At 62.3% G+C, this 22,758-nt stretch carries 17 protein-coding genes; 6 read left to right on the forward strand and 11 right to left on the reverse strand.

Annotation, left to right across the window (positions count from 1 at the left end):
• Positions 1 to 23 precede the first annotated feature (23 nt).
• Positions 24 to 2,480 carry a TonB-dependent receptor gene (locus AC6H4Z_RS23800; protein ID WP_497544465.1) on the forward strand — a complete coding sequence of 819 codons (2,457 nt, stop codon included), beginning with the start codon at positions 24 to 26 and terminating at the stop codon, positions 2,478 to 2,480.
• A 95-nt stretch (positions 2,481 to 2,575) separates the two neighbouring features.
• Here AC6H4Z_RS23800 and AC6H4Z_RS23805 read toward each other — a convergent pair whose 3' ends face one another.
• Complete coding sequence (locus AC6H4Z_RS23805; RefSeq protein ID WP_497547085.1) at positions 2,576 to 3,985, reverse strand: M24 family metallopeptidase; 1,410 nt, start codon at positions 3,983 to 3,985, stop codon at positions 2,576 to 2,578.
• Positions 3,986 to 4,120: 135 nt separating this feature from the next.
• On the opposite strand from AC6H4Z_RS23805, the gene AC6H4Z_RS23810 reads away from it, so the two are divergent.
• Together AC6H4Z_RS23810 and AC6H4Z_RS23815 are read left to right on the forward strand one after the other, a co-directional pair.
• On the forward strand, positions 4,121 to 4,456 hold the full coding sequence (locus AC6H4Z_RS23810; protein ID WP_497544466.1) for a PadR family transcriptional regulator: 336 nt from the start codon (positions 4,121 to 4,123) through the stop codon (positions 4,454 to 4,456).
• 39 nt (positions 4,457 to 4,495) lie between these two features.
• Positions 4,496 to 7,171, forward strand: a complete 2,676-nt coding sequence (locus AC6H4Z_RS23815; RefSeq protein WP_497544467.1) for an ABC transporter permease — start codon at positions 4,496 to 4,498, stop codon at positions 7,169 to 7,171.
• Here AC6H4Z_RS23815 and AC6H4Z_RS23820 read toward each other — a convergent pair.
• The 10 genes from AC6H4Z_RS23820 to AC6H4Z_RS23865 form a co-directional block, all read right to left on the reverse strand.
• Positions 7,168 to 7,680 carry a hypothetical protein gene (locus AC6H4Z_RS23820; protein ID WP_497544468.1) on the reverse strand — a complete coding sequence of 171 codons (513 nt, stop codon included), beginning with the start codon at positions 7,678 to 7,680 and terminating at the stop codon, positions 7,168 to 7,170. The genes AC6H4Z_RS23815 and AC6H4Z_RS23820 overlap by 4 nt on opposite strands.
• 48 nt (positions 7,681 to 7,728) lie before the next feature.
• Complete coding sequence (locus AC6H4Z_RS23825) at positions 7,729 to 10,044, reverse strand: hybrid sensor histidine kinase/response regulator (protein WP_497544469.1); 2,316 nt, start codon at positions 10,042 to 10,044, stop codon at positions 7,729 to 7,731.
• Positions 10,045 to 10,090: 46 nt separating this feature from the next.
• On the reverse strand, positions 10,091 to 11,173 hold the full coding sequence (locus tag AC6H4Z_RS23830) for an aromatic ring-hydroxylating oxygenase subunit alpha (RefSeq protein WP_497544470.1): 1,083 nt from the start codon (positions 11,171 to 11,173) through the stop codon (positions 10,091 to 10,093).
• 40 nt (positions 11,174 to 11,213) lie between these two features.
• A complete protein-coding gene (locus AC6H4Z_RS23835) occupies positions 11,214 to 13,202 on the reverse strand; it encodes an outer membrane protein assembly factor BamB family protein (protein WP_497544471.1) in 1,989 nt (662 codons plus the stop codon).
• A 64-nt stretch (positions 13,203 to 13,266) separates the two neighbouring features.
• On the reverse strand, positions 13,267 to 14,091 hold the full coding sequence (lepB, locus tag AC6H4Z_RS23840) for a signal peptidase I (RefSeq protein ID WP_497544472.1): 825 nt from the start codon (positions 14,089 to 14,091) through the stop codon (positions 13,267 to 13,269).
• Positions 14,092 to 14,251: 160 nt separating this feature from the next.
• Positions 14,252 to 14,623, reverse strand: a complete 372-nt coding sequence (locus AC6H4Z_RS23845; RefSeq protein ID WP_497544473.1) for an SWIB/MDM2 domain-containing protein — start codon at positions 14,621 to 14,623, stop codon at positions 14,252 to 14,254.
• Between the two features lie 278 nt (positions 14,624 to 14,901).
• Positions 14,902 to 16,464, reverse strand: coding sequence for an alpha/beta hydrolase family protein (locus AC6H4Z_RS23850; RefSeq protein WP_497544474.1), 1,563 nt, complete (start codon positions 16,462 to 16,464; stop codon positions 14,902 to 14,904).
• Positions 16,465 to 16,521: 57 nt separating this feature from the next.
• Positions 16,522 to 17,415 (reverse strand): deoxyribonuclease IV, encoded by an 894-nt coding sequence (locus AC6H4Z_RS23855; RefSeq protein WP_497544475.1) that lies wholly within the window; start codon positions 17,413 to 17,415, stop codon positions 16,522 to 16,524.
• Positions 17,412 to 18,119 (reverse strand): response regulator, encoded by a 708-nt coding sequence (locus AC6H4Z_RS23860; RefSeq protein ID WP_497544476.1) that lies wholly within the window; start codon positions 18,117 to 18,119, stop codon positions 17,412 to 17,414. Before AC6H4Z_RS23860 ends, AC6H4Z_RS23855 begins: the two co-directional genes overlap by 4 nt.
• Complete coding sequence (locus AC6H4Z_RS23865) at positions 18,116 to 18,688, reverse strand: hypothetical protein (protein ID WP_497544477.1); 573 nt, start codon at positions 18,686 to 18,688, stop codon at positions 18,116 to 18,118. Before AC6H4Z_RS23865 ends, AC6H4Z_RS23860 begins: the two co-directional genes overlap by 4 nt.
• A 331-nt stretch (positions 18,689 to 19,019) precedes the next feature.
• Between AC6H4Z_RS23865 and pruA the strand changes: the two genes are divergently transcribed.
• The 3 genes from pruA to AC6H4Z_RS23880 are packed head-to-tail and all read left to right on the forward strand — an operon-like array spanning position 19,020 to position 22,726.
• A complete protein-coding gene (pruA, locus tag AC6H4Z_RS23870; protein WP_497544478.1) occupies positions 19,020 to 20,732 on the forward strand; it encodes an L-glutamate gamma-semialdehyde dehydrogenase in 1,713 nt (570 codons plus the stop codon).
• A gap of 13 nt (positions 20,733 to 20,745) precedes the next feature.
• Positions 20,746 to 21,789: an ornithine cyclodeaminase family protein gene (locus AC6H4Z_RS23875; RefSeq protein ID WP_497544479.1), complete on the forward strand. Its 1,044-nt coding sequence runs from the start codon at positions 20,746 to 20,748 to the stop codon at positions 21,787 to 21,789.
• A complete protein-coding gene (locus AC6H4Z_RS23880; protein ID WP_497544480.1) occupies positions 21,776 to 22,726 on the forward strand; it encodes a threonine ammonia-lyase in 951 nt (316 codons plus the stop codon). The genes AC6H4Z_RS23875 and AC6H4Z_RS23880 overlap by 14 nt, the downstream gene beginning before the upstream one ends.
• The last annotated feature ends 32 nt before the right edge of the window (positions 22,727 to 22,758 follow it).

A 22,758-nucleotide genomic window follows, 5' to 3' on the forward strand; every position in this document is an offset into this window, starting at 1 on the left:
GCTTCGCGAGCAGGATACGCCCGGTGGTATGGAGCGCTGGTGCAGCGCTCCTTTTGGCGCGTCCGGTAGTCGCGCAGTCACGTGCGTGCGCGCAGTCCACGGATTCCGCGAGCACAGCAGAGCACTGGAACGCCCCGCTCGATCGGTTCGTTACGGCACACACCGGCAGCATCGCGCTTCGCGACGCGCTCGATCGTGTCGTCTCCATCACGAAGATCCGCCTCTCGTATAGTACGGAATCAGTTCCGCTCGATCGCCAGGTGTGTTTGTCCGCCGACCGAGTTCCGGTCGGTCGCGTTCTGTCGGACCTCCTGGCCGGAACGAGCGTCGCGCCCGTAGCAGTGGGAAGCGATCAAGTCGTTCTCGCTCCGCGCGCGCCCGTACCGGAACGCCAGGTTGCCCCGGACATGGCGTCGTCGATGAGCGTGCTCGACAAGATGGTCGTCACGGGCAGCGCCATCGGAAGTTCGTCGCGCGACGCAACGGTGAGCAACGACGTCATCAGCGGTCGCCAGCTGTCTCGCGACAATTCCAACAACCTGTCGAGCGTTCTCGACGGCTATGTCCCCGGCGTTTGGAGTTGGACGCAGTCGCCTGCGAGTATCGCAAGCTCCTTCGCCAGCATTCGCGGTGCGAGCTCGTTCGGACTCAGCACTCCCAAGATTTACGTCGACGGCATCGAGGTCGCGAACCCGCTCCTAATCACGCGCTTTTCGACCGATGCAATCGATCGCGTCGAAGTGATTCGCGGACCACAGGGCTCGGCGCTGTACGGTACTGATGCCATCAGCGGCGTCGTCAACATCGTTACGCGCCACGAAGGCACGAACGCCGATGGCGAGCACGCAATGCTTCGCAGCTCGGCCGGCCTCGTGCAGAGCGATTTCGCGCGTGGCGTTCTCGCGCAGAATCATTCATTGTCGCTCGTGACGGGTTCCCCGACAGGCTCGGCCGATCTTCACGTGTCGGCTGGAACCGTTGGCGATTTCATCCCGAACGGATATAGCCGCGACCTCGTTGCTTCGGGCGGAGCTCGCGTCATTCGCGATCGATCGACCTTCAGTGCGACTGCTCGCTTCTTTACGCAACAGACCGGCGGCGCGACGAGCCCATTGCTCGTGCAGCCGAGAGTCGACAGCCTGAATCAGGGCTTCGCGACGCAGAGCACGCTGCCTCAGTCGATTCGCGAGTACACACTCGGCTCGTCCGCGACGTTCGCTCAAAACGATCGCTGGACTCATTCGGTCGTCGCCGGGTTCGACGGCTACTCACTCGCCAACGTCCAGACGAGCTTCTCGCCAGTCTCCACGGTCACCGACTCCGCACTGCGCGCCGCGCAGGGTGCAGCCACTCGCGGAACGTTACGCGCGTCGAGCGTGCTCCACCTCGGCAATAGCGACGCGACGAAAGCGACGGTCACGTTCTCGGCCGAACAAGGATTGCTACGCGCAACGTCGACGACATACGAGATGGCGGCAACGCAAAACCACGGTGCGCTGCCGCGGTTGCAGCCCACCGAGATGGTGACCTGGCAGAACAACACCGGACTCACCACTCAGGCTGCAGCGTCGCTCGACAATCTCTGGTTCGTCAGCGGTGGCGTTCGTCTCGAGCGAGACAGTCGCTTGCCGGGAAATCAGGTTGCCGCACTTCCAATGTTGGGCGTGGCAGCCGTTCGCGACTACGCAGGCCTCACCGTGAAGCTGCGTGGCGCATACGGCGAAGGAATTCGGCCGGCGGCGACGTTCGGCCGCACCACGGTGCCGCAGAACGCGTACAACACTACGCAGCCCGCGCTTGGCGCCGAGCGACAGGCGGGAACGGAGGCCGGTCTCGACCTCGCGTTCCGTCAGTCGATGTCGCTGCGTGTCACTCGCTTCGATCAGCGCGCGTCGGGATTGATTCAGCAGGTCGCATTGCCGGTCGACGACAATCCGCTGTCGCGACGGATGCGCTACGAGCTCGAGAACGTTGGCGAGATCTCGAATCGCGGCTGGGAAATGGAGGCGGCCGCCAATCTCGCCCGACTCACTGTTTCCGGAACGCTGTCGTTCGTCGACAGTCGGGTCGAGAAGTTGGCCACGGGCTACAATGGCGATCTGATGACTGGCGATCGCATGCTGCAGGTTCCCTCGCGTATGGGCGCGCTCAACCTGTCGTACGCTGGCCGCCGCTGGACCGCCGCGCTCGGCGGCTCGCGTGCGCTGGACTGGATCAACTACGACGAACTCGGACTGTCGAACGCGTATTTGAGCGACAACCGTGCGGCGCACGAACTCGTTGGTCAGCAGCTTCGGAACTACTGGCGCCGGTACAACGGCGGCCTACGCGTCCGCGCCTCGGCGTCGCGCGACTTCCGCGACATGTTCACATTCGAAGTGAGCGGTGAGAATCTGCTCAACTATCAGAAGAACGAGCCCGATAACCTGACGATCGTTCCTGGCCGAACGCTGATGACCGGAGTGCGATTGAAGTTCTAGAAAGGTCACAGGTCACTGGTCCGAGGTCTCAGGGAAACCTGAGACCTTTCTTTTTTCCCCTGAGACCAGTGACCTGTGACCTGTGACCTGTGACCTTATTTGCTCTTTACCAGGTGAAACTTCGTCTGCCGGTTCAGCGCCCAACGTACGGCGCCATCCGGACCAACGACCACGTCTTCCTCCTGCGCTGAACGCACAGGTTGGTTGTTCCACTCCGGTACTTTCGTGGTCGCCTGCAGTTCGATCGAGAACCACATGTTCGGAATCACCTTCGCGTCGCCGCGCCCGGGAACACCGTCCTGATAGTCCCAGAGGCCAATGAGCGGGCCGGCGCCGTGTCCGTTCATACCGATGGGATGCGAGTAGACGGTTCCGTCGAGGCCGGCCGCCGTCATCTTGGCGCGCGATGACTTTAGAACTTCGTTACCGGTGCGTCCCACTTTGATTTCGCCGACGACGATGTCCTGCAGCTTGTTCGAATTGAGCAACGCGGCCTTCAGTCCTGCGGGCACGTCGGTCTCGCCGTCGCGAAGAACGTAGCCCATGTGCTGCGTGTCAGTGTTCAGGCGCATGGCGGTGATGCCGAAGTCGCAGTGCAGCACGTCGCCCTTCTGCACGATCGGGTTTTCACCGAGCTGGGCGTCGGTCGCGCCCTTGCGTTGAATCTCGACTGACGGGTGGAACCAGGTTCCGAGCCCGAGGTCGTTGACCTTCTGACGCATCCACCACACGACGTCTTCTGTGCGCGTGACACCCGGCTTCACGACAACGCTCGAGAACGCGGTGTCGATGATACCCCACACCGTTTCCTGCATCTTCTTGTAAGTCTCGCTCTCCTCGGGCAGCCGCGATGCGATCAGGTCCAACGCGAGATCGTCGGCGTGTTTGAATTTGGCCGCGAGCGTAGGTCCGAGCGCCTCGCGCATTCCCTCGAGTTCGCCTGCGGAGAGTCCGTCGTTGAACGCGAACACGCGCGATACGTCGATCGCGATGACTTTCGGGTTTCGCTTTTCGATCTCAGTCTTCAGGACCTGCCACTGCTCGTCGCCCCAAAGCTCAGCTTGGGCTTGCACCTGGCCGCCTGCGGGGCCCGACGCGGGCTTCATTGAGCGAATCGCCTGATAGATGCCACCCTGCGACGTGCCGCCCATAGCGAGGCGCTCGAACGGCTTTGCGCAGTCGCCGCGCGTGAAGGCGCACGGATCGTAGAACAGGTAGATCGTCCGTCGCCGCGCGTTGAGTGTGGTCGCCGCCACCATCGACGAGAACACGGGGTCCTCGTTGTACTCGCGCATGGGCACGACCCACATGTCGACACCGTGCTTTTTCATGAGCGCCGGCAGGACTGTCTTCATTCGGCCCTCGAGCCAGCGCTGCTGCAGGGCAGCCTGTTCGCGGAGGGTGCCGAAGGGTCGGTAGGTGTTGAAGCTCTGCGCACCGGCGGGTAGCACGGCACCCAACGCTGCGGAGAGAACGAGTGTCAGAGAACGTGCGGTTCGACGCATAAAGGCCATGCCGATAGGTGTGGGATGGCCGAATGTAAGGCTTGAATGGCCGCCAGGCACTAGCCAGCGGTGCCGTTTCCGCCGCACGCCTCACGCCTATTGACATAGCTACCTAGGTATAGCTAGATAGGCATCGTGGCCAAATCCAAGAACGACATCCTCCAGGGCACACTCGCCCTCATCGTCCTCAAGACGATCGCCGCGCAGGGACGCATGCACGGCTACGCCATCACCGCGCACATCCAGCGCGTGTCCTCCGACCTCCTCCGCGTCGAAGAAGGCTCGCTCTACCCCGCCCTCCATCGCATGTCGCAAGACGGATGGCTGCGCGCCGAGTGGGGCACCACCGAGAAGAATCGCCAAGCGCGTTTCTACACCATCACCGCCACCGGCAAGAAACAGCTCGAGCTCGAAGAAGAGAGCTGGGCACGCCTGCGCGAAGGTGTACAACGCGTCCTGCGCTACGCCTGATCAACGCCGCTGCCGTTTCGTTTTCTCTGGAGTCGTTCAATGTCATGGTTCACGCGCATTCTCAACGTCTTTCGATCGAACGAGCATTCCGACGACCTCGATCGCGAGATGTCCTTTCATCTCGCCGAGCGCGAAGATGATCTCGTTGCCCGGGGCATGAATCCGGTTGCGGCTCAGCGCGAAGCACGACGCCGCTTCGGCAATTACGGCCAACAAAAAGAGAACACTCGCGACCGCGACATCTTCAGTTGGCTCGACGTTCTCGTCGGCGATCTCCGGTACGCCGTTCGCGCCCTTCGCAGTGCGCCCGGCTTCGCACTCGTTGCCATCTTTTCGCTCGCACTCGGAATCGGCGCCAACACGGCAATCTTCTCGCTGATCAATGCCGTGATGCTCAAGTCGCTCCCCGTGAATCATCCGGAGGAGCTGGTGGTCGTAATGCGCGACAGCAACGAAACGCTCACCAATCCGATTTGGGAGAACATCCGCGATCGCCAGGACGTGTTCAGCGGCGCATTTGCCTACGGGATGACAGAGTTCAACCTCGCCACCGGTGGCGAAGCGCGACGCGTGTACGCCGATTGGGTGAGCGGCGATTTCTTCTCAACGCTAGGTGTGCGCCCAGTCGTTGGACGAACGCTCGCGCGCGCAGACGACTACCGCGGCTGCCCCGCAATCGCCACAATCAGCAATTCGTTCTGGCAAAGTGAATACGGCGCCAGCGAGAGCGCGGTTGGCAAGAACCTCAGTCTCGATGGCCATCAGTTTCAGATCGTCGGCGTGATCGATCCGGGTTTCTTCGGAATGGACGTCGGTCAGCACATACAGATCTATGTGCCACTCTGCGCTGAACCGATTGTGTCCGGTCCGAACAGCGCACTCGATGAACGCAGCAATTGGTTTTTGCAAATCGTCGGTCGCCCCAAGCCTGGTCTCACCCGCGCGCAGGTCGAGGCTCGGCTCGAGACGCTCACGCCTGGTTTGGTGGAAGCGACACTCCCGCAAAACTGGCCCGCCGCGTCGCTGGAGAATTACAAGAAGGCGAAATTCACCATCGGCGGCGCAGACAAAGGATTCTCGCAGCTACGCACAACCTTTCGAAAGGCGTTGTACGTGTTGATGGCGGTCGTTGGCATCGTGCTGCTGATTGCGTGCGCCAATGTTGCCAACCTGCTGCTCGCTCGCGCCACAACGCGACAGCGTGAGATTGCGGTGCGCCTCGCACTGGGCGCCGGGCGCGGCCGACTCATTCGGCAGCTCATGACAGAGAGCGTCCTGCTCGCGCTCATCGGCGCGACACTCGGCGTGTTCTTCGCCATCTGGGGATGCCAGGTGCTCGTGCGTCTGATGTCGACGACCAAGAGTGCGCTATCGCTCGACCTCAACGTCGATCCGCGTGTGCTCGCCTTCACCGTCATCGTCGCGACGGCGACAGGTGTCCTGTTTGGTCTTGCGCCGGCATGGCGAATGGGCCGCGTCAACCCACATTCGGCCATGAAGTCACACGGACGCGGTGTGGCCGAGGGACACTCGCGCTTTTCGATGGGCAAGGCGCTCGTCGTGGCGCAAATCGCGCTATCGCTCGTGCTCGTCGCCGGCGCGGTTCTACTGCTTGGAAGTTGGAGGCGGCTCGCCAATACAGATCCCGGCTTCAAGAAGGATCAGGTTCTGCTAATCGCTACTGACACGCGTGCCCTCGGTCTCGCCGACGATCAACGCGGCGCGCTGTATCATCAGCTCCTCGAGCGCCTTCGTGCAACTCCGGGCGTGCGCGGCGCAAGTATTTCGCAAATAACGCCGATCGGGTCGGCCGCGTGGAACAACGGAATCAAAGCTGACGGCTTCGCGCCGTCGTCGAAGAAGGACAACATCGTCTGGATGAATCAGGTGAGCGAGGGCTTCTTCGCCACGTTGGGCACACCGCTACTCGCTGGGCGCGACTTCAACTCGTCCGACGTTCCGAACGGCGCAAAGGTCGCGATCATCAACGAAGCGATGGCGAAGCGCGTGTTCGGCAAGGGCTCCGCGGTTGGGAAGCGCTTCAGCCTGCAAGAGGGCAAGGCCTACGGCGCACCAATCGAAGTCGTGGGCGTGGTGGCAAACGCGAAATATCGATCGGTGCGTGCAACGGACGAGCCGATCGCCTATTTGGCGTTCAGTCAGAGCGAGCGGACGGATCGACGCCTGTCCATCGAGGTTCGCACCGATGGATCGCCCGCAGCGATCATACCGAGCATCAAGGCTGTTCTCACCGAGGTCAACCCGCGGTTGATGATCGATTTCATTCCGTTGCAGCGACAGGTGTCCGAGTCGCTGCGACTACCGCGCACGCTCGCCACGCTCTCGGGCTTCTTTGGTGGACTCGCGCTGCTGCTCGCGACGATCGGCCTGTACGGAATCATGTCGTACAGCGTTGCGCGTCGTCGCAACGAGATCGGAGTGCGCATCGCACTCGGCGCCGCACAAAGTCGCGTCATTCGCATGGTGGTCGGCGAAGTCGGACGCATGGTCGCAGCGGGAGTCGTCATCGGCACGCTGCTGACGCTCAGCGTCACACGGCTTGTGACGACATTTCTCTACGGCGTGAAACCGACCGACCCGATGACGATGGTGGTGTCGGCGGCCGTGCTGGCTGCGGTCGCGATTGCGGCCGCGATGCTTCCGGCCTGGCGCGCCGCGCGACTCGACCCTGTTGCCGCGCTGCGAGAGGACTAGACCTTCGGGTTCAGCACGGGCTTCTCGTCGTCTTCGTGCACGATCGTACGACGTACGAGCTGCACGACGCCGGCGAGAATCAAACTCCAGAAGACAATCGCGAGGCCGCGAGTGAGCAGCGCGTTGAGCCCCAACCCTGCCCAATCGTCCCAGTGCGCGCGCACAGTGCCGTTGGGTTCGTGGCCAACGGCAATCAGCAGCGCACTCGTCGCCATCTCGGCCACCACCTCAACGAAGGCAAACGCCGGCGCGCGCCACAGATACTGATGGAGTGGATAGTTCGCGAGGTGCGCCGTCACCATCCCAAGCAGAAAGATCAGGCCAACGGTGAAGCTACCGCCCAGATAGGGCCAATTGTTCGAGCCGTGCGTCAGCACGAGCATTCGGAAAATTCTCACGAGCACGCCCGTGACGATCGCCATCTCGACGAGCGAGAGGGAGAATTTCCGAAAGGCCTTCGGTTCCTCGAGCCGGAGCTCGACGGTGTGTCTGGGAAAGAAGGAGGGCATGACTACTTGGACACTAGAACCATCGGAATGGGTCTACAGTGACCCAACTCACGACCGCACCACTGGCGTCACCATTGTTGGCGTGCCACGCATCAGTGACACGAGCATGTCTTCGAGCTTCTCGAGTGCAAACGGCTTTGGCAGGATGGGCTGACGAATGGTGCTCAGTCCCGTACGACCACCGGCACCCACGACGTCACCTGTAATGAACATCGTTCGAGCCGCGAGTCCAGGCCGTTCGCGACGCAAACGCTCGTGAAACGCCGGCCCGTCCATTCCGGGCATTCTGAGATCACAGACAATGGCGTCGACGGGAGTTTGGCGAATCATCTCGATTCCTTCAATCCCGTCCGACGCGGTGAGCACCGTGAATCCACGAATTTTGCCGAACGCCTGCACTCCGGCGCGGAGCGTCGCCTCGTCGTCGATGAACAGTACACGCAAACCGGAAAGTGGCGAGCGACGCACGGCGCCGACGACGTCGCCCGGCTGCGCGTCGTGCGCAGGCTCGGCGGCGGCGGGCAGCCTCACGCGAAAGGTCGTGCCTTGCGACGAGGTGTTCGCTACGACGATCGTGCCGCCGTGGGCAGTCACAATTCCGTAACTCACGCTCAACCCGAGCCCTGTCCCTTCGCCTTCATCCTTGGTTGTGAAGAACGGCTCGAACACGTGCGCACGAGCCGCGTCGGGAATTCCCGGACCACTGTCGCGCATCTCGAGCACGACCCACGAACCCTGGCTCCGCGTCGTTACACGCAGCGTTCCGTTGCCCTGCGCTGCCATGGCCTGAATCGCATTCGTCATGAGATTGAGGCACACCTGCTGTAGCTGACGCGCATCGCCGATGACTGCAGGCAACTCGGCGGAGAAATCCGTCTCGAGCTCGATGTGATTCGACGAAAGTTGATAGCCGCGCAACCGAAATGTCCGCGACAGCACGTTGTTGAGATCGAGCGGCTCACGCAACGCTTCACTGCGGCGCGCAAACGCGAGCAGATCCTTCACCACCTGACTCGCACGAACCGTCTCGGCGCGGATTACGTCGATCGACTCGCGCTGCGTTGGCGTGAGTCCGCCGTCACGAAGCAGCAGCTGGGCAAAAGCGCTGATGCTACTCAGCGGGTTGTTCACCTCGTGTGCAACGCCGGCGACCAATTCTCCGACTGCGGCAAGCCGGTCCGACTCCATGAGACGAACGCGCATGTCACGTTCACTCGTGATGTCGCGACCGACGAGCAGAATGCTCGGCGGATCCGTTTCGGGCAGTCGACTCATTGCCACGGCAGCAACACGGCTCGCCATGGTGCCGAGTCCTTCGTGCCGAAACGAGACTTCGACGCGCGCGGGTGATCCGGTGAACGTTGCCGCGAGTGCCGCGGCGAGTTTGGCGCGATCCGATTCCACGACGAGATCGCCGATCATGCGACCGACCACCTGCTGCGGCGCGATGCCGGTGATCTCACGTACGGCGTCGTTGGCTTCACGGATCTCCCCACCCTGAACGACGGTGAGCACGGCGTCTGGCGCGGCACGAAAGAGCGTTCGAAAGCGAGCTTCCGTACGACGCATCGTTTCCACCAACTCCGCATTCTCGAGCGACACGGACAGCAGGTCGCCCATCGCCTCGATGCGTTCCAGATCGGCGGACGTGAACACACGTTCGGTGCTCGTGGCGACGGAGACCGCGCCGATGCACTCGCCGCGACGAGAGATCGGCACGACCGCCAACCCGACGATCACGTCTTTCGTTCGCGCGTAGATGGCGGGATCGAAAACCGATGTGTCGCTGTGAACGTTCGCGATCGCAAAGGCTTCGCCCGAGCGGATGACGCGCCCCATGGCTGAACTGCTCGCCGGCACGATCGTACCCGCGAGTGGGGCACTGATGCCCGTGGCGAGCACGAGGCGAATCTTGCCTTCACCGTCGAGCAGCCCGACCGTCGCACCGTCACCCTGCGCGATGTCCATGACCGCCTCGAGGAAGCGGTCGAGTACTCGCTCAGGGTTGAGCTCGAGTGTGATTTGCTGTCCAAGCCACCACATGCGCTGCAGTACGCGCTGCGCATCTTCGAGCTCGGACGAGCGCGACTCGACCGTCTGCTCGAGCGTTGCGGTGAGCACGCGCTCCGCGGCCATCGTCCGTGCGAGCTCTTCGACCGTTTCGCGCTCGGCGCTCGCGGTGTGCATGCCGTACGCTGTGAGCAGCGTTGCGACCAATGCGCACGCGAACAGCGCGAGGACCTCGCGGCTGTGGTCGCGCTGCCACAGACTGACGAGAATCGCCGTTCCAACGCCGATACAGGCCAGCTGGCCCAGCGCAACGAGTCGAGACGTACCGGAACGGAGCGAAGACGAACGTCGCATCACGAGCTCACTGGAAACCCCTCGTCGAAACCGACGTCGGTTCCGTTCAGGTCAGAAACTCGTGCAGCAGCGAGTGGAAGTGATGCACTCCATTTTCGCGCGCGGCCGAATATCGCCCTCGGTCATAGACGCGCGACCGGAGGTTTCGTTGCACCGTCTGACAGATCTCGATGTCCTCGTCCTGAATCTCGTCGCTGAATGAAACGAGGCGCGCCCATTCGGGGTCGGTAGCGACGTCGGTGGGCGGATTCGTGGCGAACCATTCGAACACCACGACTGTGCGGTCGTGCGCTACGGGCAGCACGACGTTCGTCTGCATCTGCCCCATGTAGACGTTGAGCATGATGTTCGGGAACAACCATCCGTACACTGCTTCAGCAACGTCTGTTTTCGATGGATCGTACTTGCGATCGGCGCTACCGCCTGACGGCATCGCGCGCAGCGGCGCGTGCTGAATCGATGAATAGCGGTGCGGTTCAACGCGATAGCTGTCGTAGTCGATTTCCTTGTGCAGCGAAGGATGCACGACGGGGATGTGGTATCCCTCGAGGTAATTGTCGACGTACACCTTCCAGTTGCACGCGAGTTCGTACTCCTTGCGCATTACATACTTCATCGACTCGCAGTTGAACGGCGCGACTCGACTCGGAATGTCTTCGAGGTAGTCGGCGAGGGGCGCAGCTTTGCCATCGAGATTCACGAAAACGAGCGGACCCCAAGTATCCACGGCAATGGACCGGAGACGCATGTCTTCTGGTGTGAAACGCTCGACGTCGCCCATCTCCGGTGCGCGCAACAGCTCACCCTTGAGCGAGTACGTCCACCCGTGATACTTGCACTGGAGCGTCTGGCGTTTGCCGCACCCATGCGCCACAGGACCAGCGCGATGCAAACACACGTTGTAGAAACTCCTGAGCGTGTCGCCATCGCGGAGCACGACGATCGAGTCGTTTCCGACTTCCGCGGTGAAGAACGAGCCAGTCTCCGCCACTTGGTCCATCCGTCCGACGAGTTGCCACGTATGCGCGAAGACGCGCTCGCGCTCTAGCTCCAGATACACCGGATCCACGTAGAGTCGCGCCGGTAGCGTCGAAGCGCGGCGAATGTCGGGGTCGAATGGAAAGATCATCGGCATCGTGAAGAGTACATCGGAGCGGTGGGGCCGTGCCTCATTCCTTGAGCGCGAACGCCATGAGCTTCGCGCCCGTCGCGGCACCGGTTGCAATCACGACGAACTGCTTTCCAGCGCGTGTCCGATACGTCATTGGATTCGCATAGCCGCTTTGCCCAAGGTCAGACGACCAGAGCGTTGATCCATTATCGGAGTCGATCGCGTACAGGACCGAACCGCCTCCCGTCAGAAAGAGCAAACCGCCACCGGTAACGATCGGCCCTGGCGACCCAGCAACGCCAAGCGGGGGCAGATTCAGGCTTTTTAGTAGCGGATGGTTACGAATTGTCGGCATGTCGCCCAGTGTGACCGTCCACTTCTCATCGCCAGTGTTGAGATCGATCGCCGTGAGAGTGCCGTAGGGCGGCTTGTTGAGCGGGAGCGACAGCGGACGCTGCGTACTGTCGCGCGCAGGCAGGACCACGCGAACACCTTGCTCCGCGAAATCGACAGTGTAGTCGGCGTTCAGCGAATCCGAGCGCGTTGGCTGAATGAGACGAAAAAGCGCTGGTTGGTTCGTCGCCTTGATGAAGATCGTGCCCGTGCGCGGATCGAGCGCGCCGCCGCCCCAGCCAGCACCTCCGATCACTCCGGGCATGACGATCGTGCCACCGAGCGACGGCGGCGTGAAAAGCGGGCCGACGCGATAGTCCTTGATCACGTCGAGTGCACGCGATCGGATTTCTGGAGTGAAATCAACGATGTCACTGAACCCGAATCCCTGTTTAGCGAAGGCTTTTGGTTTGCTCGGAAACGGCTGCGACGGAGACGCGACCTCGCCCGGCGCATCGCTCGCCGGCACCGCGCGTTCGACGAACGGCCAAATCGGAGTTCCATCGACGCGATCGAAGACGTAGAGGAAGCCCGTCTTCGACGGAACTGCCACGATGTCGCGCGCCTGGCCATTCACCTTTACCGACGCCAACACGGGAGCGGTCGGCAGATCGTAGTCCCAAAGACCGTGATGCACCGTCTGAAAGTGCCAGACGCGTTTTCCATTCTTAGCGTCGAGACACACGATGGACTCGGCAAACAGATTGTTGCCCTTTCGTGCACCTCCATACCAATCGTTGCTCGGCGTGCTCACCGGGAGATAGATGAGTCCCCGCGCGTCGTCGACGCTGAACGGAGCCCAGACGTTGGTGTGTCCGGCACTGCGCCACGATTCGTTGGCCCAGGTCTCGGCGCCGACGTCGCGCGCCTTGGTCGGAATCGGGCTGAAGACCCAGGCCCGCTTTCCAGTTTTGACATTGTACGCCTGCACGTCGCCAGGCGGATCGTACGGGTAGATCAACCGATCCGCGACGCCATTGCCGACGATGACGAGGTCGCGCCATACGACGGGCGGCGATGTCTGCGTGTATTGTCGCTTGTTGACAGTCTTGCCATCGCGGCCGAGGTCCTTCGTGAGATCCACGACTCCAGTGTCGCCGAACTCTCGAATCGTCTTACCCGTGGCGGCGTCGATCGCGATGAGATTCCATCGGCTGTTCAGAAAGATCCGGCGCTGCTTGCCGTCGCTCCACGTGGCGACGCCGCGGTGGACGAAGCCGGTTCCATTCGGCGGCTGGCCGGCGTCGTACGCCTTGGGATCGTACGACCACAGCTCTCGGCCGGTATTGGCGTCGAGGGCGACGACGCGATTGTACGACGTGCTCAGATACAACGTGTCGCCCACCATGAGGGGCGTCGCCTGAAAATTTCCGGGACGCGTCCGGAGCGCGGCATTGGGCGTTTCGCCCGTACTCCACTCCCAAGCTGGCGCGAGGCGCGCGACGTTCGACCGATTGATGTCGGTCAGCGCGGAGTACTTCGTCGCGCCCAGATCTCCGCCCCATGCGGGCCATTCGCCGCTCGCCTGCGCGGGGAGCGCGCGGGCGAACGGTAGCCACAGGAACACGAGGAGACCCCGAAGTGCACCGCGAACGAGATCGGCCCGCTGCGGGGCCGTGAGACGCCAATACGATCGTCTGCGCGCGTTCTGCATGCCTTCAGCATGCGAAGACCGCGGAGGCGGCGCCAGAGTACTCTAGCGCCGCTTCACTGTGCGGCTATCGGATCGCGTGTCCGATTCGTCCCCAACGGATGTCGGTGATGAACGGGAGCGGTCGGTCACTGACCTGACCATTACATGAACCGTCGTCGTTCCCGGGCCCAGGGACGTACGAGTAGTACACGAAGAGCGGCCGGCCGCGCACGTTCGCCTTTGGAACCACGCCCCAATAACGGCTGTCCTTGGAGCAGTACCGATTGTCGCCCATCATGAAATAGTGATCGGCTGGCACGACCAGTGGACCCCAATTGTCGAGCGTCGGCTGCGTAGGCGGCTCCCCGAAATGGGAGCCTTTGATCTCGTTCTTGTGCTGCCAATCGAAGTCGGCGCTCGTCTGCGTACCGTCGCCCTTCCAGTTCGTGAAGGTCTGGTGCTGAGCGACGCCATTCAGAAACAGCTGGCCGTCGCGCATATGGAGCGTGTCGCCCGGCATACCGATCAGGCGCTTCACGAGTGTAGGCGTAAAATCAGGCGCGTTGTCGGCCTGATATGGCGACACGAACACGACCACATCGTTGTGATTTGGGCTCGTGTACCCGGGCAGATGCGAGTTCGTGAACGGAATTGTGGGGCCGTACGCCAGCTTGTTCACGAAGAGCCAATCGCCAACGAGGAGCGTCGGGATCATGCTGCCTGAGGGAATTCGAAACGCTTCGACGAACAGCGTTTTCACGAACAGGTAGATGACGACGGCGCCCGCGAGAGACTTGAAGTTCTCCCACAACACCTTGTTCATTGGGCGCTGGTTCGCAGGCTTGCCGGCGCCACGCGCCTGCGCGACGACGTTCTTTGGCTGAGCAGGCTTTTCAGTACTTTTGGCCATTGACGACGATTTGCAGATGGCAGCGGGCAACCGACACTCGGGCACCCGGGTTGAAGCTAGCAGAGATTCGTACGGTGCACGACGGTACTTCGTTCCATGAAACGCAGCGGGGGGACGTGCACGAAATGGCACGTCCCCCCGAGTGCAGACCGACGATGACTTACTTGATGTGCTTGTTGACCAGCTTGGTCATTTCGAACATCGAGACCTTGCTCTTGCCACCGAACACCGGCTTGAGCTTGTCGTCGGCGTTGATCATGCGACGCTCCTTAGCGTCCTGGAGGCCGTTCTTCTTGATGTAGCCCCAGAGCTTCTTCGTGATCTCGGTCCGCGGAATCGGATTGCTACCGACGACCGCGGCGAGCGCCGCATCTGGCTGCTTAGGCGCCATGAAGGCCGCATTCGGCGTACGCTTCTTCGCCGCCGGCTTCTTCTTCGCGGCTGGCTTCTTCGCGGCTGGCTTTTTCGCAGCAGCCTTCTTCTTCGCGCCGCCCTTCTTGGCGGCTTTCTTTCCACCCTTCTTTGCAGCCATTCTCTCTCCCGGTAGATGGAATGGTTGGAGTTATCTCACGTGAGGAGTGCGCGTTTTCCCTATGAAAATCGCAATCCTCACGGGCGAAAAGTATAGTGATCGGTGTAGGACGCAATAGGGAAATGCGTCTTTTCCCCTATGAGAAACAACGATTCTCCCTCTGAAAACGGCCCACGTTCGATCACGAACGGGGCCGTTTTCGCTCGGAAACAACGTATTTCCCCTCTGAAAATCGCGCGCTGATCACTCGCGCACACTCCGATTTTCACTGCGCAATACTACCGAAATTGCGCACTCAACCAGTCGGCAATCGCGCCAAGCACCTCACGGCGCACATGCAACGACGGCAGCTTCGCATAGTCGAAACTTCCCGTTTCATCAGCGACGAAGAGATGATTCGTCGCGGGAAACGTGCGCACGGTCACGCTCGAACTCGGACCAGCACGAAACGCCGCCGCCAACTTTTCCGCCTCGGGAAGCGGCACCTGATGGTCCGTTTCCCCATGGAGAATGAGCACCGATGCTTTGACTCGACGAGCCACCGGCGACGGATCATAGTCGAGAAAATGCTTCCACCACGGCATGACCGTAGATAGCGAGTCGCTCGTTCGCTGCGCCTGAGCAATCGCCGCGGCGCGTCGGTCGCCCATCAAATGCGCCACGGTGTCGATCGCATACATCTGCTGAGATCGCACCACCTCTCGGCCCGGCGACGCAAAACCCGCCATCAGCACGATCGCGCGAAGCTGCGGATCAGTCGACGCAACCTGCGGCGCGATGATTCCGCCCTCGCTATGACCCACGAGGGCAATGCGCGCCCCGTCGATCTCCGAACGCGATCGAAGGAACGCGACGCCCGCGCGAATGTCATCGGCAAAATCGTTCGACGTCACCGTCGATGGACCAGCGTCCGATCCATTGAGACCACGATCATCGAGGCGCAACACGGCAATCCCACGCCTGCCGAGTGTATCCGCCAACTCACGAAACGGGCGGTAACCATCGAGCGCGATGCTACGCCCATCTCTATCCTGCGGGCCCGAACCAGTGATCGTCACCACGGCCGGCGCGCGGCCGGTTGCGCGTGCGCGAGGAATCGTCAACGTGCCGGTGAGCTTGAGTCCAGCAGGCGTGCGCACGACGACATCTTCCGCCGTGTATGGTGCCCCCGCAGGCGCGGAATAGTCGGGCCTCGCCAAGGCGATCGCATCCACCGGCCCGCCGCGCTCGATCGTGAGCTGCTGTGCAGGTAGTGAACCGCCGAGCAACCTCCCGTCGGCAGCGACGGCGAGGCGCATCACGACTCCCGCGTAACTCAGCGTGACGGAGTCGGCCGAGATCCGACGCACGGTGAGCGGAACGGCCTGCGGCGCTCCAGCAATGAATAGTGCGATTCCGACTGTATCGCTTCCCATCGCGATCGCACGTCGCACCATTTGCTCCATGAACGCCACCGATGGATTCACGACGAGCAACGCTCCGTCGACGGCGGGCAGGTGCGCAGGCATCGCGCTTCCCATGCGAGCAACGACGCTGTCGCCGTCGATGGCGAGACCGGCTGACTGAGGCGCGGTGTCAGTCGGCGTTCGATATGACTTGGTCTCCAGTCGCGTTACGAGCGCCGTGGGTGCCAACGACGCAACGTACGATAGACGTCCGCCGCGCACCCGATCCACCAACTCGCCCGTGATTTCCGTCGCCGTACGCGTGACACGCTCGGCGACGATCGTATCGGTACTGCCGAGCGCATGCGTGACGAGATAGAACGACGCGCGCTCGGACGCTTGCGCACTCACCGCGACAGGGATGAATGCAGCGAGCGCGGAAACAATCAGCTTCATCGAACTCCTTTGGATACGTCGTCGAGCCTTCACCCGCGCGCCTTCACGCGAGAGCTGTCACCCTTGGTCGAACGATCGGAGGAGCTCAATCATTCGCACGTCATAGGGATCGGCACTCTGATCATCCTCGCCAATCTCCGGGTGCTCCTGCGGCGTCTCGAGGATGAGCGGAATGTCCTGGCTTCGACGATCGGCCACGAGTTGACGAAACGGCTCTACGCCAATCAACCCGTCGCCGATCAGCGTATGGCGATCGCGGTTCGAGCCGAGCGCGCCTTCGCTGTCGTTGAGATGAAAGAAACCGGGCGGCTCGCCGGTGGCTTCTTCGAACTCATCGAGGACGCGCGACACGGCGCCAGACGCGTGTAGATCGTATCCCGACGCAAATAGATGGCAGGTGTCGAGACCGTAGCCGGTACGTGAACGCAGCGGTGCCGGAACATGGCGAAGGATCGCGCCAACTTCGGCGGCTGTCTTCGCGAACGTTCGTCCGGCGCCAGCCGTGTTCTCCACGAGCACGCGGGTCGTGCTCTTCGGCACGTTATCGAGCGCAAACACAATCGCCTGCGCAACGCGCTCGGCGGCAAGCTCGCGATCGTCGTCGAGCGCTGCGCCGGGGTGAAAGCAGATCGATCCGATGCCGAGCGCGGTCGATCGCTCGAGTTCTTTGGCGAGGCCGGCGCGGGCGCGCGAGTACTTCTCTTCCTCGTGCGTGGCGGTGTTCAGGACGTACGCCGCATGCGCCATGACGAATCTCGGTTCGATCCGCGCCTCGTTCAGCGCACCGTTGAAGCGCAGCACACGCTCCGGGTTGATCGAGCTCTTGTCGCCGTAGTACTTCGGAATCGTCGTGAAAATTTGCAGCGCCTGCATCCCCGCCGCTCCGGCCCGACGCGCGGCCATGTGGATGCCGCCGTTGTCGATGGTATGAGCGCCGAAGTAGTGCGTCACGTGACGTGTTCCTTCCAAAGGTTGATCATTCGCGAGCCACCCACGTAATCAACACTCTCTGGATTCTTCAACTGTCGCAAGCGGCGAACGACTTCGGCAATCCGTCGCGCCTGCTCGTGGATCACGTCGAGCATCTCGTTTCGCTCGCCCTTTTCCTCGAGCTCCATGATCATCAGCTCCGCATGTCCCAAGAGTGCCGACAGCGGGTTGTTGATCTCGTGTTGCAGCGCGAGCGTCGCGTCGCCAATACCGGCCAGCCAGCGCGCCTTCGAAAGCTCTTCCTCCGCCGAGCGACGAGCCATGTCCTGCGTCATGCGCCGGCGCGCGACGATCAGTCGTGCGCGCAGATCTTCGGGCGTCGTGGGCTTGGCGATGAACTCGTCGCCGCCGGCGTCGAGTACGCCATGCAGACTTTCCGGATGGTCGCGTCCGGTGAGAAAAAGGACGAACACCTCGCGCTTTTCGTCGAACTCGCGAATGCGGCGACACACCTCGAGACCGTCGACGACACCGAGTTCCACGTCGAGCACGACGAGCTCCGGGCGCCAATCTTCGATCGTGCGCCACGCGTCGGCACCATTCGCCGCCACGCGTGTCTCGTGTCCCAACTCGGAAAGCACGGCAACGACGAGTAGCCGAACAATGGCGTCGCCGTCAGCCACTAGCACGCGGAGGGGAATCGGCCGCGCGTCGGCCGCAATCACCGGATGCGTCCTTCGCGAACGACGCGTGTGCCGACCGAGTCATTCATTCGGCGCGTGAACCAGGCAACTGCGAGTCGTGGTCCAGCGAGCGCAACGGACGGTTCCGTCGCGGCATCAATGTCTCGCGAAGCGATAGCGTGCCACTCGAAGATGTGCCCCTGCGTCTGCGATAGGGCGACGTCGACCTGCTTCCGCGTTCCGTTCGGCTCTTCATAGGCCACGGCCACGCGATCGCCGTCGGCGGCGATTGCCGTCGAGACGAGTCGGTCTCCGTAGATCACAGCCACAGGTGAGTGGAGCATCGATCCCATGAAGTGCGCGAAAAACACCCCCGTGCCTTCCGGGGCAATCATCGAGTAGGCGATGTGCAGATCGTCCCCTGACGTGGCGACCGACGCCGGAGGACGAGCACAGCCGCGAGAGCTGACATCGGTAGTATCGACCGGCGACGTCGTTCCCCAAGTCTTTCCACTGTCGGGAGACCAGGCGGCGTAGAGCACCGAACTGCTGTCGCGTCGAACAGACCACCAGACGGCGTAGAGGCGGGTCGTACCGCGAACGGTCCGCAAAGACGACCTGCAGAGCGAGGGATCAGATGGCGGAGTGACGGCCCACGCGGAATCCGCGACCAACCGGGGTTGACCCGTCGCCGCGAGCGTGAGGTGGCTCGGACTGGCCGGGCCGTCGATCGGAGTAGGGTCGGTCCATTGGACGGGCGACGTGTCACAACCAGCGGTCAGAAGCCCGACGGCCAGAAGCGTGGGCACAAAAAGGCGCATCGTCTGACAATAGCGGGGAGGATTATCTTCAGCTATCAGAGAGCAGCCAACAGCGTCGCTGTCCGCTGTCAGCTGCACTGTTTCCAATTAGCTGACTAGTGAATAGCTGAGGACCACGCCAATGGCCGTTCGTACCGCTCCCGAGAAGCTCGCCGCCGAATCCCAACAGGCCGAGCAGACGATTTCGCCGCGCTCCGCGCCGCTCGCTGGCTTCAGCGGCACCAGGCGCGTTCCACCGCCGTTGAACGAGCCTGTGAAGAGCTATGCGCCCGGCTCTCCCGAACGCGCGGCGCTCAAGTCGCGCCTCAAGGAGATGGCGAACGAGCGCATCGACATTCCCGTCATCATTGGCGGCAAAGAGATTCGCACGGGAGAAACCGCGCAGTCGGTGATGCCGCATGCGCACTCGCACGTTCTTGCCGACTGGCACAAGGCATCTGCCAAGCACGTCGAACAAGCGATCGTCGCGGCACGCAACGCGCGCACCGACTGGGCCAACTGGGCGTGGGAAGATCGCGCTGCTGTGTTCCTGCGCGCGGCCGAGCTGCTCGCCACGACGTGGCGTCAGACCATGAACGCATCCACGATGCTCGGCCAGTCGAAAACGGCGTTCCAGGCCGAGATCGATGCGGCATGCGAGATGATCGACTTCTGGCGCTTCAATCCCGCGTACGCGCAGGAGCTGTACGACGAGCAGCCGTTGTCGAACAACATGATGTGGAATCAGCTCGACTACCGTCCGCTCGAAGGCTTCGTCTATGCGGTGACGCCGTTCAACTTCACGTCGATTGGCGGCAACCTGCCGACCGCGCCGGCGCTGATGGGCAATACGGTGATCTGGAAGCCCGCGTCGTCTGCGATGCATTCAGCGTACTACATCATGAAGCTGCTCGAGGAAGCAGGCCTTCCGCCGGGCGTGATCAACTTCGTGCCGGGCGATCCGGCCGAGATCTCGAACATGCTGCTTGGCCATCGCGAGCTCGCCGGCGTGCACTTTACCGGCAGCACGGGCGTCTTCAACAGCATGTGGAAGACGATCGGCGCGAATATGTCGCAGTATGCTACTTATCCGCGCATCGTTGGCGAGACGGGTGGAAAGGACTTCATCGTTGCACATCCGTCGGCCGACCCGCAGGCGCTTGCTGTCGCCATCGCCCGCGGTGGGTTCGAGTTCCAGGGTCAGAAGTGTTCGGCGGCGAGCCGTATTTACGTCCCGCGCTCCCTATGGAAGGAAGTGCGCGATCGCACCGTCGCGATGATGGAAGACATGCGCATGGGCGACATCACCGACTTCCGCAACTTCGTTGGCGCCGTGATCGACGAGAAGGCGTTCAAGAAGATCAGCGACTATCTCAACGACGCGCACACGAACGCCAAGGTCGTATCGGGCGGTGTGGCGACGGGCGATGAGGGCTACTTCATCAAGCCGACGCTCGTCGAGGCGAAGGAGCCAGGGTATCGGCTGCTCTGCGAGGAGATCTTTGGCCCGGTCGTTACGGCCTACGTCTATGAAGACGACAAGTGGGAGGAGACGCTCGAGGTCATCGATCGCACATCCCCGTATGCACTCACCGGCGCGGTGTTCGCGAATGATCGCGCCGCGGTACGTGAAGCGATGATGGCGCTTCGGAACGCCGCCGGTAATTTCTACGTCAACGACAAGCCCACGGGCGCCGTTGTTGGACAGCAGCCGTTCGGCGGTGCGCGCGCGTCGGGCACGAACGACAAGGCCGGCTCCAAGCTCAATCTCGTTCGCTGGGTCAGCGCTCGATCGATCAAGGAGACGTTCTCGCCGCCGCTGGACTACAAGTATCCTTTCATGGCCGAGAAATAAGGCGGAGTTAGAATTGCTCATCCTCTCGCAGGGCGATGTAGAGCGATTACTTCCGATGGACGCGTGCATCGACGTCATGGCGTCGGCGCTCGCGTCTCTCGCGCGGGGGGATGCGGTGCTTCCGCTGCGAACGGTCATCCTCGTTCCTGGCACCACCGACGCGTTCGCGACCATGCCGGGGTATTTGAAGCTTCGCCTGCCCGGCGATAGTCCCGAGGCGCCGACCGGAGAGGGCGAGACCGTTGTTGGCGCCAAGGTCATCACGGTTTTTCCGGGGAATCACGGCACCGCGTTCGATTCGCATCAGGGCGCGGTGCTGTTGTTCGATCCGCAGAATGGCAGTCTCGCAGCGGTGCTCGATGCCACTCCCGTCACCACAATCCGCACCGCTGCGGTCTCGGCCGTCGCAACGCGACTGCTCGCACGCGAAACGGCATCGTCGCTCACGATCATTGGCGCTGGTGTTCAGGCGCACGCCCATCTCGAAGCCATGTGTGCGGTGCGGCCAATCCGTACGCTTCGCGTGTGGAGTCGAAGTCCCAACAATGCAATGCAGCTCGTCGAGGCCGCGCGCGATCGCTTTCAGCTCGAGGCCTCGATTGCCAGCAGCGGACCTGATGCGGTTCGCGACGCCGAGATCATCTGCACGACGACGTCGGCGCGCGAGCCAGTGCTGTTCGGCGAGTGGCTGTCGCCCGGTGTGCACATCAACGCAGTTGGCGCATCGCAGGCCAGCGCGCGCGAGGTCGACTCGGAAACGGTGATTCGCTCGCGCCTGTATGTCGATCGCCGAGAATCTGCGTTGAAGGAACCCGGCGACATATTGGTTCCGCTGCACGACGGCGACATTGGACCGGAGCACATCGTTGGCGAGATCGGCGAACTGCTGATCAATCGCGTCGAGGGGCGCCGCGATGCCAATGAGATCACGTTGTTCAAATCGCTCGGTCTGGCGATCGAAGATCTCGCCGCATCGTCATATGTGTACGCCGAGGCGCTGCGTACGGGCGCGGGCGTAAGGGTCGAACTCGGCGGAGCACGGCTTGCGGCTCATTGAGCCGCCGACGATCGACGATGTTCGAGCCGCACGCGATCGAATCGCGTCGACGGTCAAAGCGACTCCGCTGATCCGCCTCAACGTCGACGCGCCCAACGAGATCTACCTCAAGCTCGAGTCGCTTCAGCCTATCGGGTCGTTCAAGCTGCGTGGTGCGACGAACGCGATGCGCCTTCTGCCACCCGATGCGCTCGCGAGCGGTGTGTACACGGCGAGTGCCGGCAACATGGCGCAGGGTGTAGCGTGGGGTGCTCGCGCGCTCGGGATTCCGTGCGCGGTGGTCATGCCGAATTCCGCTCCTCGCACAAAAGTCGACGCCGTGGAACGACTCGGCGCGCGGATCGTGTCGGTGCCGTACGACGAGTGGTGGCAGACGCTGGCAGATCACGGCCGGGACGGAATGGCGGGCGCGTTCATTCATCCGGTGGCTGACTCAGCCGTCATGGCGGGTAACGGAACGATCGGTTTAGAGATCGTTGAAGCCCTTCCGGACGTCGACGAAGTGTTGGTGCCGTTCGGCGGCGGCGGACTCATCTCTGGGATTGCGACGGCGGTGCGCGCGCTGTCGCCTTCGACGGCGATTTACGGCTGCGAGGTGGGCACGTCCACTCCGCTCACGGCTGCGCTCGCCGCACAGGAGCCGATCACCGTCGAACGGACGCCGAGTTTCGTCGATGGTATTGGCGGTCGCGGCGTATTGCCGGAGATGTGGCCGATCGTGAGTCGGCTCGTGGATGGCGCGCTGGTGGCGCCGTTATCCGACGTTGCTCGCGCTATTCGCACCCTGGTCGACCGCGCGCACATTGTCGCAGAGGGGGCCGGCGCAACGTCGGTGGCGTGTGCGCTCGCGCCGAGACGCGCTGGAAAAAAGACGGTGTGTGTCGTGTCCGGCGGCAACATCGATCTGAAAACACTCATCGAGCTCCTCGAAGTTTAGTGATTTCGCGACGCGACTTCGCGTTGCCCCGG

Source organism: Leucogemmata humicola, from assembly GCF_055379415.1.

What these genes read in the sequence shown, in the direction of transcription:
- AC6H4Z_RS23805 (WP_497547085.1), bottom strand. Translation starts at nt 3,985, where the DNA reads ATGCGTCGAACCGCACGTTCTCTGACACTCGTTCTCTCCGCAGCGTTG.
- AC6H4Z_RS23815 (WP_497544467.1), top strand. Translation starts at nt 4,496, where the DNA reads ATGTCATGGTTCACGCGCATTCTCAACGTCTTTCGATCGAACGAGCAT.
- AC6H4Z_RS23820 (WP_497544468.1), bottom strand. Translation starts at nt 7,680, where the DNA reads ATGCCCTCCTTCTTTCCCAGACACACCGTCGAGCTCCGGCTCGAGGAA.
- AC6H4Z_RS23825 (WP_497544469.1), bottom strand. Translation starts at nt 10,044, where the DNA reads ATGCGACGTTCGTCTTCGCTCCGTTCCGGTACGTCTCGACTCGTTGCG.
- AC6H4Z_RS23830 (WP_497544470.1), bottom strand. Translation starts at nt 11,173, where the DNA reads ATGATCTTTCCATTCGACCCCGACATTCGCCGCGCTTCGACGCTACCG.
- AC6H4Z_RS23835 (WP_497544471.1), bottom strand. Translation starts at nt 13,202, where the DNA reads ATGCAGAACGCGCGCAGACGATCGTATTGGCGTCTCACGGCCCCGCAG.
- lepB (WP_497544472.1), bottom strand. Translation starts at nt 14,091, where the DNA reads ATGGCCAAAAGTACTGAAAAGCCTGCTCAGCCAAAGAACGTCGTCGCG.
- AC6H4Z_RS23845 (WP_497544473.1), bottom strand. Translation starts at nt 14,623, where the DNA reads ATGGCTGCAAAGAAGGGTGGAAAGAAAGCCGCCAAGAAGGGCGGCGCG.
- AC6H4Z_RS23850 (WP_497544474.1), bottom strand. Translation starts at nt 16,464, where the DNA reads ATGAAGCTGATTGTTTCCGCGCTCGCTGCATTCATCCCTGTCGCGGTG.
- pruA (WP_497544478.1), top strand. Translation starts at nt 19,020, where the DNA reads ATGGCCGTTCGTACCGCTCCCGAGAAGCTCGCCGCCGAATCCCAACAG.